Annotated in this window: 11 protein-coding genes and 1 other RNA gene; 3 read left to right on the top strand and 9 right to left on the bottom strand. The window is 62.0% G+C overall.

The genetic code is table 11. From position 1 onward, the window contains the following. Positions 1 to 86 precede the first annotated feature (86 nt). The gene (gene fnr, locus ABTV87_RS09455) at positions 87 to 821 is read left to right on the top strand and encodes a fumarate/nitrate reduction transcriptional regulator Fnr (RefSeq protein WP_007951654.1); all 735 of its coding nucleotides are present in this window, start codon (positions 87 to 89) and stop codon (positions 819 to 821) included. A 78-nt stretch (positions 822 to 899) separates the two neighbouring features. Further along, positions 900 to 1,448 carry an adenine phosphoribosyltransferase gene (locus tag ABTV87_RS09450; RefSeq protein WP_003223345.1) on the top strand — a complete coding sequence of 183 codons (549 nt, stop codon included), beginning with the start codon at positions 900 to 902 and terminating at the stop codon, positions 1,446 to 1,448. Between the two features lie 127 nt (positions 1,449 to 1,575). On the opposite strand, the gene ABTV87_RS09445 is transcribed toward ABTV87_RS09450, so the two are convergent. The 5 genes from ABTV87_RS09445 to dnaX all read right to left on the bottom strand — a co-directional run bounded on the left by ABTV87_RS09445 (position 1,576) and on the right by dnaX (position 7,144). After that, positions 1,576 to 2,724: an acyl-CoA dehydrogenase family protein gene (locus ABTV87_RS09445; protein ID WP_433899322.1), complete on the bottom strand. Its 1,149-nt coding sequence runs from the start codon at positions 2,722 to 2,724 to the stop codon at positions 1,576 to 1,578. A 71-nt stretch (positions 2,725 to 2,795) separates the two neighbouring features. After that, the gene (recR, locus tag ABTV87_RS09440; RefSeq protein WP_007951652.1) at positions 2,796 to 3,398 is read right to left on the bottom strand and encodes a recombination mediator RecR; all 603 of its coding nucleotides are present in this window, start codon (positions 3,396 to 3,398) and stop codon (positions 2,796 to 2,798) included. A 66-nt stretch (positions 3,399 to 3,464) separates the two neighbouring features. Next, on the bottom strand, positions 3,465 to 4,499 hold the full coding sequence (locus tag ABTV87_RS09435) for an NADP-dependent oxidoreductase (RefSeq protein ID WP_433899321.1): 1,035 nt from the start codon (positions 4,497 to 4,499) through the stop codon (positions 3,465 to 3,467). Between the two features lie 148 nt (positions 4,500 to 4,647). Further along, positions 4,648 to 4,986: a YbaB/EbfC family nucleoid-associated protein gene (locus ABTV87_RS09430; RefSeq protein ID WP_007951650.1), complete on the bottom strand. Its 339-nt coding sequence runs from the start codon at positions 4,984 to 4,986 to the stop codon at positions 4,648 to 4,650. A 67-nt stretch (positions 4,987 to 5,053) separates the two neighbouring features. After that, positions 5,054 to 7,144 carry a DNA polymerase III subunit gamma/tau gene (gene dnaX, locus ABTV87_RS09425; RefSeq protein WP_433899320.1) on the bottom strand — a complete coding sequence of 697 codons (2,091 nt, stop codon included), beginning with the start codon at positions 7,142 to 7,144 and terminating at the stop codon, positions 5,054 to 5,056. A 145-nt stretch (positions 7,145 to 7,289) separates the two neighbouring features. Here dnaX and ABTV87_RS09420 point away from each other — a divergent pair, with 145 nt between their 5' ends. Beyond that, positions 7,290 to 8,039 (top strand): substrate-binding periplasmic protein, encoded by a 750-nt coding sequence (locus ABTV87_RS09420; RefSeq protein WP_433899319.1) that lies wholly within the window; start codon positions 7,290 to 7,292, stop codon positions 8,037 to 8,039. A gap of 9 nt (positions 8,040 to 8,048) precedes the next feature. Here the strand turns inward: ABTV87_RS09420 and ABTV87_RS09415 are convergent, their stop codons facing one another. The 4 genes from ABTV87_RS09415 to ligA all read right to left on the bottom strand — a co-directional run bounded on the left by ABTV87_RS09415 (position 8,049) and on the right by ligA (position 14,137). Further along, the gene (locus tag ABTV87_RS09415) at positions 8,049 to 10,004 is read right to left on the bottom strand and encodes a hypothetical protein (RefSeq protein WP_433899318.1); all 1,956 of its coding nucleotides are present in this window, start codon (positions 10,002 to 10,004) and stop codon (positions 8,049 to 8,051) included. Between the two features lie 235 nt (positions 10,005 to 10,239). Continuing rightward, an RNA gene (gene ffs / locus ABTV87_RS09410) (signal recognition particle sRNA small type) lies at positions 10,240 to 10,336 on the bottom strand. Positions 10,337 to 10,447: 111 nt separating this feature from the next. After that, positions 10,448 to 11,614, bottom strand: coding sequence for a zinc-binding metallopeptidase family protein (locus ABTV87_RS09405; protein WP_433899317.1), 1,167 nt, complete (start codon positions 11,612 to 11,614; stop codon positions 10,448 to 10,450). A gap of 165 nt (positions 11,615 to 11,779) precedes the next feature. Continuing rightward, positions 11,780 to 14,137, bottom strand: a complete 2,358-nt coding sequence (ligA, locus tag ABTV87_RS09400; RefSeq protein ID WP_433899316.1) for an NAD-dependent DNA ligase LigA — start codon at positions 14,135 to 14,137, stop codon at positions 11,780 to 11,782. Between the last annotated feature and the right edge of the window lie 33 nt (positions 14,138 to 14,170).

The raw sequence follows: 14,170 nt of genomic DNA, 5'->3' as shown, positions 1-14,170 counted from the left end.
GGGCAATCTCGCCACAGGCTGGCCTGAATGTCCTCCGCTGGGTTACCCTTACGCCTTATGTGTGTTTTCCCACAAGGATTTAAGAAATGTCCGAGCCAGTTAAACTGCGCGCTCACAACCAGGCTAATTGCAAGGATTGCAGCCTGGCCCCTCTCTGCCTGCCACTTTCGCTGAATCTGGAAGACATGGATGCGCTGGACGAAATCGTTAAACGTGGCCGCCCGTTGAAAAAGGGTGAGTTCCTGTTCCGCCAGGGCGACACCTTCGATTCCGTTTATGCAGTACGCTCCGGCGCCCTCAAGACCTTCAGCCTGAGCGACACCGGCGAAGAACAACTGACCGGCTTCCACCTGCCGAGCGAACTGGTCGGGCTGTCCGGCATGGACACCGAGAAACACCCGGTTTCCGCCCAGGCGCTGGAAACCACTTCGGTCTGCGAGATTCCCTTCGAACGCCTCGACGAACTGGCCCTGCAATTGCCGCAGCTGCGCCGTCAGTTGATGCGCGTGATGAGCCGCGAAATCCGCGACGACCAGCAGATGATGTTGCTGCTGTCGAAGAAGACCGCCGACGAGCGCATCGCCACCTTCCTGGTCAACCTGTCGGCGCGTTTCCGCGCTCGCGGCTTCTCGGCCAACCAGTTCCGCCTGAGCATGTCGCGCAATGAAATCGGCAACTATCTGGGGCTGGCGGTGGAAACCGTGTCCCGGGTCTTCACCCGCTTCCAGCAGAACGAACTGATCGCCGCCGAAGGCAAGGAAATCCATATCCTCGACCCGATCCAGCTCTGCGCCCTGGCCGGCGGCTCGCTCGAAGTCTGATCTCGACCCGCGGCCGAGCGTATCGTTTCAGCCGCGGGTATACTGCGCCGTTTGCAGCCCTGCCAGGACACCTCGACGATGGTCTTCGACTCCTTCGACATCAAATCCCTGATCCGCCCCGTGATCGACTTCCCGAAACCGGGCGTGATCTTTCGCGACATCACCCCGCTGTTCCAGTCGCCCAAGGCCCTGCGCCTGGTGATGGACAGCTTCGCCCACCGCTATGTGGAAGCCGACTTCACCCATATCGGTGCGATGGACGCTCGCGGTTTCCTGATCGGTTCGGTGCTGGCCTATCAGCTGAACAAGCCGCTGGTGCTGTTCCGCAAGCAAGGCAAACTGCCGGCGGACGTGCTGGCTGAAGGTTACGCGACCGAATACGGCGAAGCGTTTCTGGAAGTGCACGCCGACAGCCTGTGCGAAGGCGATTCGGTGGTGATGTTCGATGACCTGATCGCCACCGGCGGCACGCTGATCGCAGCGGCCAACCTGATCCGCCGCATGGGCGCCCGCGTTCATGAAGCGGCAGCGATCATCGATCTGCCGGAGCTGGGTGGTTCGCAGCGTCTTGAGGACATGGGGATTCCGACGTTCTGCCTGACGCAGTTTGCGTTGACTGACAAGTAAGCGGCGCCTGCCGTTACGCCTTCGCGAGCAAGCCCGCTCCCACATTCGACCGCATTCCCCTGATGGAGCACGATCGAATGTGGGAGCGGGCTTGCTCGCGAAAGGGCCACCAGCGTCACCAAAAAATCTAAAGCCCCATCTGTTTGCTGATGATCTCGTTCATCACTTCCCGCGTCCCGCCGCCAATCGACAAGATGCGGTTATCCCGATACAGCCGCTCCACCAGGCTTTCGCGCATATAACCCAGCCCGCCAAGAATCTGCACCGCCTCGTTGGTGATGCGGTCCGAGGTGTCCGTGGCGAAGTTCTTGGCCATGGAAATCTCCTTGATCACGCTCTGCCCCGCCGCCATTTTCGCCGCCTGCCGGTAGGTGAACTCCCGCGAGACTTCCAGCGCCGTGGCCATTTCCGCGAGGCGATGCTTGATCACCTGGAACTTGCCGATGGGTTTGCCGAACGCTTCACGCTCCTTCGCCCACTTCAGGCTTTCTTCCAGCGCCAGTTGCGCGGTCATGTTGGCCATCAGCGCCAAGGCCAGACGTTCGCTCTGGAAGTTACCCATGATGCAGGCGAATCCCATGTTTTCAGCGCCGATCAGATTTCCCACAGGCACCCGGCAATCGTCGAAGAACAATTCAGCCGTGTCCGACGCCCACCAGCCCATTTTCTTCAGTTGCCGGCCGACGGTGAAGCCCGGCGTGCCCTTCTCGATCAGCAGCAGGCTGATGCCGCCAAAACCGGGCGCGCCGGTACGCACCGCTACGGTGTAGTAGTCGGCGCGTACGCCACTGGTGATAAAGGTTTTGCTGCCGCTGACCCGGTAATGATCGCCATCGCGTACGGCGCGGGTCTGCAGGTTGGCGACGTCGGAGCCACCGCCCGGCTCGGTAACGGCCAATGCGCTGATTTTCTCGCCGCTGAGCACTTGAGGGACGACACGGTCACGCACTTCGGGTCGGGCCCATTTGACGATCGGCGGCAAACCGATGTCGAGCGAACCGAGCCCGGCTACCAGCCCGCCGGAGCCGCAACGCATCAGTTCTTCGCTGGCGGCGATCTTGGCGAACAGATCACCTTCGTGACTGCCGCCCAGCGCTTCGGGGTAACCGATGCCGAGAATGCCGGCCGCACCGGCCTTGAGGTACAGCTCACGGGGAAAGCTTTCGGCTTCTTCCCACGCATCGATGTCCGGAAGGATCTCGCGCTCGACGAAACGTCTGACGCTATCGCGGACCATTTGGTGGCTGGGGTCGAAGTATTCCTGGAAGGCAGGCATCGGCGAACTCCATGGAAGGGTTCGCCGAACTTAACCGAGCGCTTGCTTGGTTTTCAACAGGATTGTGTGGCTCAGAGGGAAATCGGCTTGCGCCCGGCAAACGAGTGAGCCAGCGTGCCGCCGTCCACCAACTCCAGTTCGCCACCCAACGGTACGCCGTGAGCGATGCGCGAGGCGATCAGGCCTTTGTTCTGCAGCAACTGGGCGATGTAGTGCGCCGTCGCTTCGCCTTCCACGGTCGGGTTGGTGGCGAGGATGACTTCGGTGAAGGTGCCCGCCTCTTCGATCCGCGCCATCAGTTGCGGAATGCCGATGGCTTCCGGGCCCAGACCGTCCAGCGGCGAGAGATGCCCCTTGAGCACGAAGTAGCGACCACGGAAGCCGGTCTGCTCGACCGCGTAGACGTCCATCGGCCCTTCCACCACGCACAGCAGCGTGTCGTCGCGACGGGTGTCGGCGCATTGCGGGCACAGATCGTCTTCGGTCAGCGTGCGGCACTGGCGGCAGTGTCCGACCCCTTCCATGGCCTGGCTCAAGGCCTGGGCCAGGCGCGTACCGCCGCTGCGGTCACGTTCGAGCAACTGCAACGCCATACGCTGGGCAGTTTTCTGACCCACGCCTGGCAAAGTTCGCAGGGCGTCGATCAGTTGGCGAATCAAAGGGCTGAAGCTCATGGGGAAAAAGTCCGACAAAACAACGAGACGCGGTTTATACCCGCGCCTCCGGCCAGCGTCAAATCCTCAGTCCTGGGCGACCTTCACCACCAGTTTGCCGAAGTTGCGCCCCTCCAGCAGCCCGATAAACGCCTCAGGCGCCTGCTCCAGGCCTTCGACCACGTCCTCGCGGAATTTCACCTTGCCGTCGCGCACCCACGGCACCATGGCGCTGATGAATTCCGGCTGCCGGTCGCCGTAGTCGTCGAACACAATGAAGCCCTGAATCCGTGCGCGCTTGGTCAGCAAGGTGCGTTGCAGTGCAGGCAGACGATCCGGGCCTTTCGGCGCTTCCGAGGCGTTGTAGCCGGCGATCAGGCCGCACAGCGGGATCCGCGCCTTGGGATTGAGCAGCGGCACGACCGCATCGAAGACATGGCCACCGACGTTTTCATAATAGATGTCGATGCCATTGGGGCAGGCTTTGACTAGTTGCTCGGCGAAGTCCGGTGCCTTGTGATCGATACAGGCGTCGAAACCCAGTTCCTCGACCACGTATTTGCACTTTTCGGCACCACCGGCCACGCCGACGGCACGCAGGCCTTTGATCTTGGCGACCTGGCCGACCACCGAACCCACTGCGCCGGAAGCGGCGGCGACCACCAGCGTCTCCCCTTCTTTCGGCTGGCCGATGTCCATCAGGCCCATGTACGCGGTCATGCCGGGCATGCCCAGTACGCCGAGCGCCATCGACGGGCTCGGCAGGCCGGACGGGATCGGGATGATGTTGCGGCCATCGCTGATGCTGTGGCTTTGCCAGCCTGTGGCACCGACGACCAGATCGCCGGGGTGGAATTTCGGATGACGCGACTGTTCGACCCGGCTGACAGCGCCGCCGGTCATCACCTCGCCGATTTGTACCGGCGCCGCGTAGGACGGCGCGTCACTCATGCGCCCGCGCATGTAGGGATCGAGCGACAGGTACAGGGTCTTGAGCAACACCTGGCCGTCTTCAAGATCCGGCAGCGCCTCGCGCTCCAGACGGAAGTTCTCGGGCGTTGGCGCACCTACCGGCCGCGAGGCCAGCACGAAGCGTTGATTGAGGGTCAGAGGGTCGGACATGTCAGCGTCTCCTGTGAATGATGAATTCGGCAGTATAGGGAGCAGACCGTTGCAGCTATTGCGCGTTCGATGTTTCGTCAGCCGGAAACAAAAATGCCAGGCGCGATGCCTGGCATTTTTTGTAGCTCATCCAACCCGCAAAGGCGAATCAGAACGGCAGTTTCATACCGGCCGGCAGATTCATGCCAGCGGTCATGCTGCCCATTTTCGCCTGGCTGTTGGCTTCGATCTGACGCACGGCGGCGTTGACGGCTGCAGCCACCAGATCCTCGACCACTTCGCGGTCGTCTTCGTCCAGGCCCGGCAGTACGCTCGGGTCGATGCTGACTTTCTTCACGTCATGACGACCGGTCATCACCACGGTGACCAGATCGCCACCGGCTTTGCCGGTGACTTCGGCGTTGGCCAGTTCTTCCTGCATCTTGGCCATTTTTTCCTGCATCTGCTGCGCCTGCTTCATCAGGCCGGCCATGCCACCTTTCATCATGGGAATCACCTCAAAAGTACTTGGATCAAAACAGCGCCCGGCCAGACAGGCCGGACGCCCTCAGTTATTAGCCCTGACTGACCAGGGCGTCGACAGGTTCAATAGTATCGTGTCGCACGACCGCACCGAACTGCTGCACCATCTGCTGGATGAACGGATCGCCGTGGATCGATTCCTCCGCCTCGCGCTGACGGTTGGCACGGCGCCGGGACGCGGCCTGGGCCGGGGTTTCCTGCTCGGGCTTGATCAGCTCGATGGTCAGGGTCAGCGTGCGCCCGTGGAACTGGTTCAGCGCATCGTTCAGACGACGCTGCTGGGTGGCGTTGAACAAGGCGCTGTGGGCCGGGTCCAGGTGCATCAGCCAGTTGTCGCCATCGACCGCGATCAGCGTGCAGTTGGCGGCGATGCTGCCGGTCATGCCGGAGATCGGCAGTTGCGGGAACAGCTCCAGCCATTGCAGGGCCAGACCGGTGGCCGGCGCGGCGGCAGGCTCCGGCTCGGGTTCGGGAGCCGGTTCTGCGGCGTGTTCGCTGGCCAGATCGTCGAGGTAACTGTAGGCCGAATCCATGTCCGGCTCGATGTAGTCCTCGTCGAGCGGCGGCTCGTCGTCCATGTCCATGCCCGGTGTTGCGGCATCGACGTCGGCCACCGACGGCTCGGGAATTGGCGCGGCGGCCCATTCCGGAGCGTCCGGCACGACGCTGTCCGGGGTCGGCAGCGGCATTGGCGGCAGGTCCGGTTGTTCGGCGGTGGTTTCCAGCACCGGCTCGACCGCTGGCTGCTGCACAGGCGCCGGTTCTACCGGGTCATTCCACGGCAGGTCGACGACTTCTTCGACGGCGACCGGCTCTGGCTCTGGCTCTGGCTCAGAAACAGGTTCAGGCGCAATCACCGGGGCAACCGGTGCAGGCTCGGGAGCTGGCGCAGATGCAACCACCGGCGCGGGCGCGGGCGCAACAGCCGCAGCAACTACCGGCGCAGGTTTCGGCGCGGCAGCCACTGAGTTTGCGGAATCAACTGTGGCCTGGCTGATCCCCACTGGCTTTAGCGGTTGCCTCGGGGCGTCCGCCGTGTCTGCCGGCCGGAAGGCCAGCATCCGCAGCAGCACCATTTCGAAACCGCCTCGCGGGTCCGGCGCCAACGGCAAGTCGCGGCGCCCGATCAGGCCCATCTGGTAATAGAACTGCACGTCTTCGGCCGGCAACGCCTGGGCCAGCGCCAACACCCGGTCACGGTCGCCGTGGCCGTTGTCGACACCTTCCGGCAAGGCCTGGGCGATGGCGACGCGGTGCAGCACGTTGAGAATTTCCGAAAGCACGCCGTTCCAGTCCGGGCCCTGTTCGGCCAGGTGGCGCACGGCTTCGAGCAACGCCTTGGCGTCGCCTTCGATCAGCGCATGCAGCACGTCGTAAACCTGGCCGTGATCCAGCGTACCGAGCATCGCCCGCACATCGGCGGCCAACACTTTGCCTTCACCGAAGGCGATGGCCTGGTCGGTCAGGCTCATGGCGTCACGCATCGAACCATCGGCCGCACGGCCGAGCAGCCACAGTGCGTCGTCTTCGAACGGGACGTTTTCGGCGCCCAGAACGTGGGTCAAATGCTCGACCACACGCTCAGGGGTCATGTTCTTCAGGGAGAACTGCAGGCATCGCGACAAAATCGTTGCCGGAAGTTTCTGCGGGTCGGTGGTCGCCAGGATGAACTTGACGTAGGGCGGCGGCTCTTCGAGGGTTTTCAGCAGCGCATTGAAGGAATGGCTGGAGAGCATGTGCACTTCGTCGATCAGGTAGACCTTGAAGCGCCCGCGGCTCGGGGCGTACTGCACGTTGTCGAGCAGCTCGCGGGTGTCCTCGACCTTGGTCCGGCTCGCGGCGTCGATCTCGATCAGGTCGACGAAGCGGCCTTCATCGATCTCGCGGCACACCGAACACTCGCCACAAGGGCTTGAAGTGATACCTGTTTCACAGTTCAGGCATTTGGCGATGATCCGCGCAATCGTGGTCTTGCCGACGCCCCGCGTACCCGTGAAGAGGTAGGCGTGGTGCAGGCGCTGGCTGTCCAAGGCATTGATCAGAGCCTTGAGCACATGGGTCTGGCCGACCATTTCGCGGAACGAGCGCGGACGCCATTTACGTGCAAGAACCTGATAACTCATCGAAAACCGTCGCGGCAAAGGAAGCAGAAGCGGCTAATGCTAGCGGAGCAAGGCCAAAATTGCATCCGGTGTGCTCGTCTATTCTGGCTAAGCTGCATGAGCGAGGGCTTTTGTCGGCTCGGGATCAGGAATTACCGGAGCGTTTATGCGGTGGGCCGTGGGGGCATTACTGGGATTGAGCCTGAGCGCGATGGCGTCGCAACCGCCGCTGCGCTTCGTGGTTGCCGACAGCTGGGCGATGCCGATGGTGCAGATCGAACGCGGCCGCCCGACCCAGGGCATCCTCTACGACATGATGCTCAGCCTCGCGACCCAGGTCGGCGTACCGGCGCAATTTCACGTCTTGCCCCGTGCCCGCGTGCAGAACGCCATGGAACACGGCGAAGTCGACGTGCGCTGCTATGCCGCACAATCGTGGCTGCCGAACCTCTCCGGGGATTACATCTGGAGCATCCCGCTGTTCTTCCAGCGCGACCTGCTGATCAGCCGTCAGGATCAACCAACCAGCGCAGATCCGGCCCACCTGCCCCGCCAGTCGATCGGCACTGTGCTCGGATATAGCTACCCCACGCTGCAACCCATATTCGACGCCGATCGACTATGGCGCGAAGACGCACGCAACCAGGAGCAGGTGCTGGACAAACTGCTGGCCGGCCGCTACCGCTACGCCGTGAGCAATCAATGGACCCTGGACTGGTTCAACCAGCGCCTGCTGCCGGGGCAGCAACTGCAAGCGGTGGCAGTCTTGCAGGAGCAGAAAGTCGGCTGCTATGTGCGCAACGATCCGAATGTGCCGGTGCAGCGGATATTGAGGACGTTGCTGCGAATGAAAATGTCGGGGGAGATTGATGACATTATTCGGTTGTATACCGGCAGCGCGGGCGGCGAACCGTGAGGCAGCCCCTCAATGCCCCGCCGTATCACGAAACTGCTGGTACTCGTGATACTCGACCCACGCCACCACATCGTACGGCACGTATAGCTTCAGCCTGGCGCGGGAGATGGCGATGTACACGGCGCAGATCCGCTGGTCGAACGCGTAGGCATCCTTGAATTTCTCGTTGGTCAGCAACCCCGGTGTCAGCAGGACCTTGTCGAACTCCATGCCCCCCGCCTCTTCCGCGAGCATCAGCAGGCAGCCATTGCCGGCGTTGTCGATCATTCGGTTCAGGCGTGTCAGGTCGGCAATCATGAAGCCGCTTTCCAGCTTGGCCTTGACCCGCAGAAACGACTCGTCGAACTGATTGGCATCGCACACGGCTTGCCAGTCAGGCAGGTCGCTGAAGTACGGATGCACGCCGTTTTCGCTGAATTCGGAACGATAGAAATCAGGTTTGAACAGTTCGATGGCGGTGGCCATGAAATGCTTGAGCTCATCCTGGGTTCGCTTGTCCGGGAATCTGAACTTGCAGTTGGAATCGTGCAGGTGGATGGCCCAGATCATGCTGTCCCACGGCGATGCCGTCAGCACCACGCACCCCTCGGACGGTACGAAACCTTCCGGGTATTCCTTGATGACGACATCAGCATCGCTGGCGCCTTCGAACGGAATCTTGCCCTTCTGCGAATGCCGGGCGATCAGCGGGTTGACCAGCCGTTCGACGTTGCGGCCCGAGCGCACGGAATAGCTGATATCGCTTTGGCGAACCTCGCGGTGCCGTTTGACCGGTACGCCACTCGCCTGCTGGTACTCGTCGCCAAGGGTGATCAGCACCTGACGACCGCGTTCGATGATCTGCAACAGCGATCCGGGAATGTCCTGGCTCTCGTCGATCAGCACATGCGTGTAGCGCGCCGGCACCACGCAGCCGGCGATGCAGGCACGCTTGATCATCAGCAGCGCTTCGAACCCGGTCTGGCTGCCCCACGCCGGGTTGAGTTCGAGGTAGCCCCACACCCGGCTCGAATACTCCAGCAACACCTGAGCGTCGACGCTAGAGAGCGGCTGGTTGAAATGCGGCAGATGCTTCGCCGAAAAGGTGTGATCGCGGAAGCGGCAGTAGCGCTCGATCACTTTGAGGCAGAGTTCAAGGGTCGCCTGCCCGTCGTGGTGGCGGAAACCGAAAATATTCAGTTCCTGCGCCAGTGCCTGCCGGGTCGGGATTCGCCCTGCCTCCGCCTGAGGCCTGCGCCCGAGCATCAGCGACTGCGCAAACGCCAGGAAGGTCTTGCCGGCCTTCTTCTCGCTCGGCCCCACCATGCGCTGACGAAGAACTTCCAGTTTGGCCGGGGTGCGCGCCAGCAACAGGGTCTTTTCCGGGCGCAGATGTTCCAGCAAAGCGACCAGCAGATGACTCTTGCCGATCCCCGCATAGCCTTGAACATGCAGGTCTTCGTCCAGGTTGGCGCGGAAGGTTCTGACCAGTTTGTCCTGTGCCGGGCTCAACCAGCGCTCGCGGTAACGGGGCGTCACTATCGGCTGGCTGAACGGGTCATGGCTGCGATGGCGCCGAACCTTGTATTCAAAATCCCACTGGCCGTCGGGCAACAAGTAGTCGCGTGCCGATATTTCATCGGCCAGCAAAAAACGCAGGTTCAGAGGGTTCAGGACCTTCAGGCCGAAATACAGTTTGCGCGGGTCGAACAGTCGCTGGGCTTCGGACAGCAGGCCCGCCGTCGTTGACTGACGTTTTTCGACAGCCCAGGACAAGAGCTTGGCCAGAATTTTCTCTGCCGCCACGGCGCCGAGATCCTGCTCTTTCGTCTGCACCAGATTCTGGATGACCAGCACCGCCGCCAATTCTGGATCGGTCAGGCTTTCAAGCGCTTTTGCGCCGCCCGCCTGCAACAGGTTCGCGCAGGTTTCGTCCGTGACGGGCAAGAACACAGGGCTGGATAGATCGGAATGTTCCGGGAGCATAAAACCTCGCGGCCAGGGCGCAGACCTTGCAAGGTCGATACTGGCCAGACTCTTCATTTATTTCGGTGGCTGCGAGTATGCGCGATTGCAGGAGAAATGATTACCCTGTGTCGACGCAGGCTCGCTCCCACAGGGTGTGCTGACTCGAACGACAAATCGCAGGCATAAAAAAACCGCAGTGGGCGAAACCCATGCAGTTCAGTGTTGATTCGTTCGATGTTCGTTAAGGTGGTAACCCTACCAGCCACACCCCGGCACACAATGTTCCCGCTGTGGCTGCTGCCTTCCGGCTCTGACCAGGTTCACGGGTAATCGTTGCGGGGGGACCGATAGGGTCACCATAACGACACTCGCCTGTCGGCGAGCCGCGCCATTGTACCTATCTGAGACGAAGTTACAACCGCTGGTTGCAGATTAAAAATATGAAGGGCTTCAAGCACTTGCTATTGCGCTTGAAGCACCTCGTCCGCGCGGCCGCCCTCTTGCTGGATCACCAGATGAATGAAGTGCAGCTTGGCGATCGCTGCCGGCGGCAGGACGAACGGATAGAAATCCGGCTGGCCCATGCTGCGGGACAGCTCGTTGAGCATGCCGGCCAGTTCGATCCATGCGTTGACGAACGACAGGAACGCCGCGCCGCCGGGATGCTCGGGATCGTACAGTGTGCTCGACGGAAACGGCTGGTAATCCAGGTCCATCTCCCGGGCACTCATGCCGAAACCCAGCGCCGTATCCACCGCGTCCATCATGTGCAGGTAATGCGCCCAGGTTTCCGCCCAGTCTTCCCACGGGTGCATGGTGGCGTAGGCGCTGACGTAATGCTGCGACCAGTCCGCCGGCGCGCCCTGTTGATAATGCCGTTCAAGCGCCTCGGCATAACTGGCGCGTTCGTCGCCGAACAGGTTGCGGAAGGAACCGAGCCACGGGCCGTTGTCGATCAGGCGATCCCAGTAGTAATGCCCGACCTCATGGCGAAAGTGCCCGAGCAACGTGCGATAAGGTTCGTGCATCTGCGCCCGGACCCGCTCACGGTGGGCGTCGTCGGCTTCTTCGATGTCGAGGGTGATCAGGCCGTTGGCGTGGCCGGTCATGGGAGCGTTGCCCTCCAGATCGACGCCAATGAAATCGAAGGCCAGACCGGTGGCTTCGTCGACGGTTTTCGGGACGACCGGCAGGCCGAGGCTGATCAGTTGCGCCACCAGCCGCCGCTTGGCGATTTCCACTTTGCGCCAGCGTTCGGGGTTTTCCGGGACGGACAGATCGGGGATGGTGCGATTCAGATCGCAGGCCGCGCACAAAGTGTCGTGATCGTTGGCGGGCAGCAGCCAGTTGCAGGCCGCCGGGGTGTCGAGGTTGGCGCAACGCCGGAACAGTCCGGCCTCGGGATCGACATCCAGCGTCCAGGTGCCCTCTTGCGGCCCCGGTTGCAGCGAGGTCAGGCGACTGTGTTCCGGTTGATAACCCAGCGCCGCGTTGCAGGCCAGGCACTGACTGTTGCGAAAGAACAGCGACTGGCCGCAGCGGCACGGCCAGACTTTGCTGTTGCGCGAGGATTCGCCCATGAACGGCGCGACGATGCGGGAACTGAGCTGCTCGAAAAAGCGGTACATGGCGATCTCTCCCTTGGGCTTGCCAAGACTAGATCATTCCCGCCCAAAGATCGTTCCCACGCTCTGCGTGGGAATGCATACCGTGACGCTCTGCGTCACAGCGGACGCGGAGCGTCCGGGGTGGCATTCCCACGCGGAGCGTGGGAACGATCACCTGTCGATCAGTCAGGCGCTGATACCGTGCCCTTTCAGGAACGCGATAAACGCCTCCTCATCCATCACTTTCACGCCCAGTTCGTTGGCCTTGGTCAGTTTCGACCCGGCCCCCGGCCCGGCCACCACGCAATGGGTCTTGGCCGACACGGAGCCGGCGACCTTGGCGCCGAGGCTTTCCAGGTGTTCTTTGGCGACGTCGCGACTCATCAGCTCGACCTTGCCGGTCAGTACCCAGGTTTCGCCGGCCAGCGGCAGGCCTTCGACGACTTTCTTTTCGCTCTGCCAGTGCATGCCGAAATCGCGCAGTTGCTTCTCGGCGTCTTCAGCCAGTTGACGATGCTCGGGCAAGGCGAAAAACTCGCGAACCGAATTGGCCTGTTTCTCCGGCAACGCCTGGCGCATGTCCAGCCAGTCCGCGTTCATCACCCCTTCCAGCGATTCGAACTTGTCCGCCAGCTTCTGCGCCCCACCCGGCCCGACCGAAGGAATATGAAGCTTGTCGAGGAAGCCACCCAGCGTGGTGCTCGCGGCAAACTCGGCGCCCAGTTCGCCCTGATCCTGAATCTGCAAGCCATGGCCCAGCAGCTCGGTGATTACTTGCTGGTTGTGCGCATCTTCGAAGAAGCTGTGGATCTCGTGCGCCACTTCCAGGCCGATGTCCGGCAGGTACGTCAGCACTTGCGGCAAGGCTTGCTGAACACGCTCCAGCGACCCCAGCGAGCGGGCCAGCACCTTGGCCGTCTCCTCGCCGACATCCGGAATGCCCAGCGCATAGATGAAGCGCGCCAGCCCCGGTTTCTTGCTGTCTTCGATAGCGGTCAGCAACTTGTTGCTCGACACCTCGGCAAAGCCTTCGAGATCGACAATGTCCTCGAACTTCAGCGCATAAAGATCAGCCGGCGAACTGACCAGACCTTCGTCCACCAGTTGCTCTACGCTCTTGTCACCAAGGCCTTCGATGTCCATCGCACGACGGGAGACGAAGTGAATGATCGCCTGCTTGAGCTGTGCACCACAGGCCAGTCGGCCGACGCAGCGATACACCGCGCCTTCGCTGATGGTTTCCTTGCCCTTGCTGCGTTTGACCAGTTGCGTGCGCTCGACATGGGAACCACAAACCGGGCAGCTCTCGGGAATCTGCACCGGCCGCGCGTCTTCCGGACGACGCTCCATGACCACTTGCACCACTTGCGGAATCACATCGCCAGCGCGGCGAATGATCACCGTGTCGCCGATCATCAGGCCCAACCGGGCGACTTCGTCCATGTTGTGCAGCGTGGCATTGGCCACGGTAACGCCGGCAACCTTGACCGGCTTCAAGCGTGCCACAGGCGTGACGGCGCCGGTGCGGCCGACCTGGAATTCCACGTCGAGCAGTTCGGTAAGTTCTTCCATGGCCGGGAATTTGTGGGCGATGGCCCAGCGCGGTTCCCGGGCGCGGAAGCCCAGTTCGCGCTGGTCGGCAATGCTGTTGACCTTGAACACCACACCGTCGATTTCATAGGCCAGCGAGTTACGGCGTTCGCCGATATCGCGGTAGTAGTCCAGGCACTCGCCGATGCCTTTGGCCAGTTTCAATTCGTGGCTGATCGGCATGCCCCAGGCTTGCAGTTGCTTGAGGTTGCCGATGTGGGTGTCGGAAATATCGTGAGAGACCTGGCCGATACCGTAGCAGCAGAATTCCAGCGGCCGGTTGGCGGTGATCTTCGAATCCAGCTGGCGCAGGCTGCCGGCGGCGGCGTTGCGCGGGTTGGCGAAGGTCTTGCCGCCGACTTCCAGTTGCGAGGCGTTGAGGCGTTCGAAACCGGCCTTGGACATGAACACTTCGCCGCGCACTTCCAGGGTCGCCGGCCAGCCCGTGCCGTGCAGCTTTAGCGGGATGTTGCGCACCGTGCGCACGTTGACGCTGATGTCTTCGCCAGTGGTGCCGTCGCCGCGTGTGGCGCCGCGCACCAGCACGCCGTCCTGATACAGCAGGCTGACCGCCAGACCATCGAGTTTTGGCTCGCAGCTGTATTCCACCGCTGCACCACCGCCGAACAGATCACCGGCCGGCAGATCCAGACCTTCGGTCACCCGACGGTCGAACTCGCGCATGTCGGTTTCTTCGAAGGCGTTGCCGAGACTGAGCATCGGCACTTCGTGACGCACCTGAGTGAACGCGGTCAGCGCCACGCTGCCGACGCGCTGGGTCGGCGAGTCGCTGGTGATCAGTTCCGGGTTGGCCGCTTCCAGCGCCTTGAGCTCGTGGAACAACCGGTCGTACTCGGCATCCGGAATGCTCGGCTCATCGAGAACGTGGTAACGGTAGTTGTGCTGATCGAGTTCAGCACGCAGCTCTAGAATGCGGGTTTCGGCGGCAGTCATGGGTGTTCTCTCATAAAGCAAAAGAGCAGCCGA

It is taken from the genome of Pseudomonas sp. PSE1(2024) (assembly GCF_050990555.1).
GTDB classification, from domain to species: domain Bacteria; phylum Pseudomonadota; class Gammaproteobacteria; order Pseudomonadales; family Pseudomonadaceae; genus Aquipseudomonas; species Aquipseudomonas aphyarum.
The sequence above is the reverse complement of the archived record's forward strand: the minus strand, read 5'-3'. Positions and strand labels throughout refer to the sequence as shown.

Bases quoted from the DNA above. Each gene is read 5' to 3' on its own strand.
- ABTV87_RS09430 (WP_007951650.1), bottom strand. From the start codon at position 4,986: ATGATGAAAGGTGGCATGGCCGGCCTGATGAAGCAGGCGCAGCAGATG.
- ABTV87_RS09420 (WP_433899319.1), top strand. From the start codon at position 7,290: ATGCGGTGGGCCGTGGGGGCATTACTGGGATTGAGCCTGAGCGCGATG.
- ABTV87_RS09405 (WP_433899317.1), bottom strand. From the start codon at position 11,614: ATGTACCGCTTTTTCGAGCAGCTCAGTTCCCGCATCGTCGCGCCGTTC.
- recR (WP_007951652.1), bottom strand. From the start codon at position 3,398: ATGAGCTTCAGCCCTTTGATTCGCCAACTGATCGACGCCCTGCGAACT.
- ABTV87_RS09415 (WP_433899318.1), bottom strand. From the start codon at position 10,004: ATGCTCCCGGAACATTCCGATCTATCCAGCCCTGTGTTCTTGCCCGTC.
- dnaX (WP_433899320.1), bottom strand. From the start codon at position 7,144: ATGAGTTATCAGGTTCTTGCACGTAAATGGCGTCCGCGCTCGTTCCGC.
- ABTV87_RS09450 (WP_003223345.1), top strand. From the start codon at position 900: ATGGTCTTCGACTCCTTCGACATCAAATCCCTGATCCGCCCCGTGATC.
- fnr (WP_007951654.1), top strand. From the start codon at position 87: ATGTCCGAGCCAGTTAAACTGCGCGCTCACAACCAGGCTAATTGCAAG.
- ABTV87_RS09435 (WP_433899321.1), bottom strand. From the start codon at position 4,499: ATGTCCGACCCTCTGACCCTCAATCAACGCTTCGTGCTGGCCTCGCGG.
- ABTV87_RS09445 (WP_433899322.1), bottom strand. From the start codon at position 2,724: ATGCCTGCCTTCCAGGAATACTTCGACCCCAGCCACCAAATGGTCCGC.
- ligA (WP_433899316.1), bottom strand. From the start codon at position 14,137: ATGACTGCCGCCGAAACCCGCATTCTAGAGCTGCGTGCTGAACTCGAT.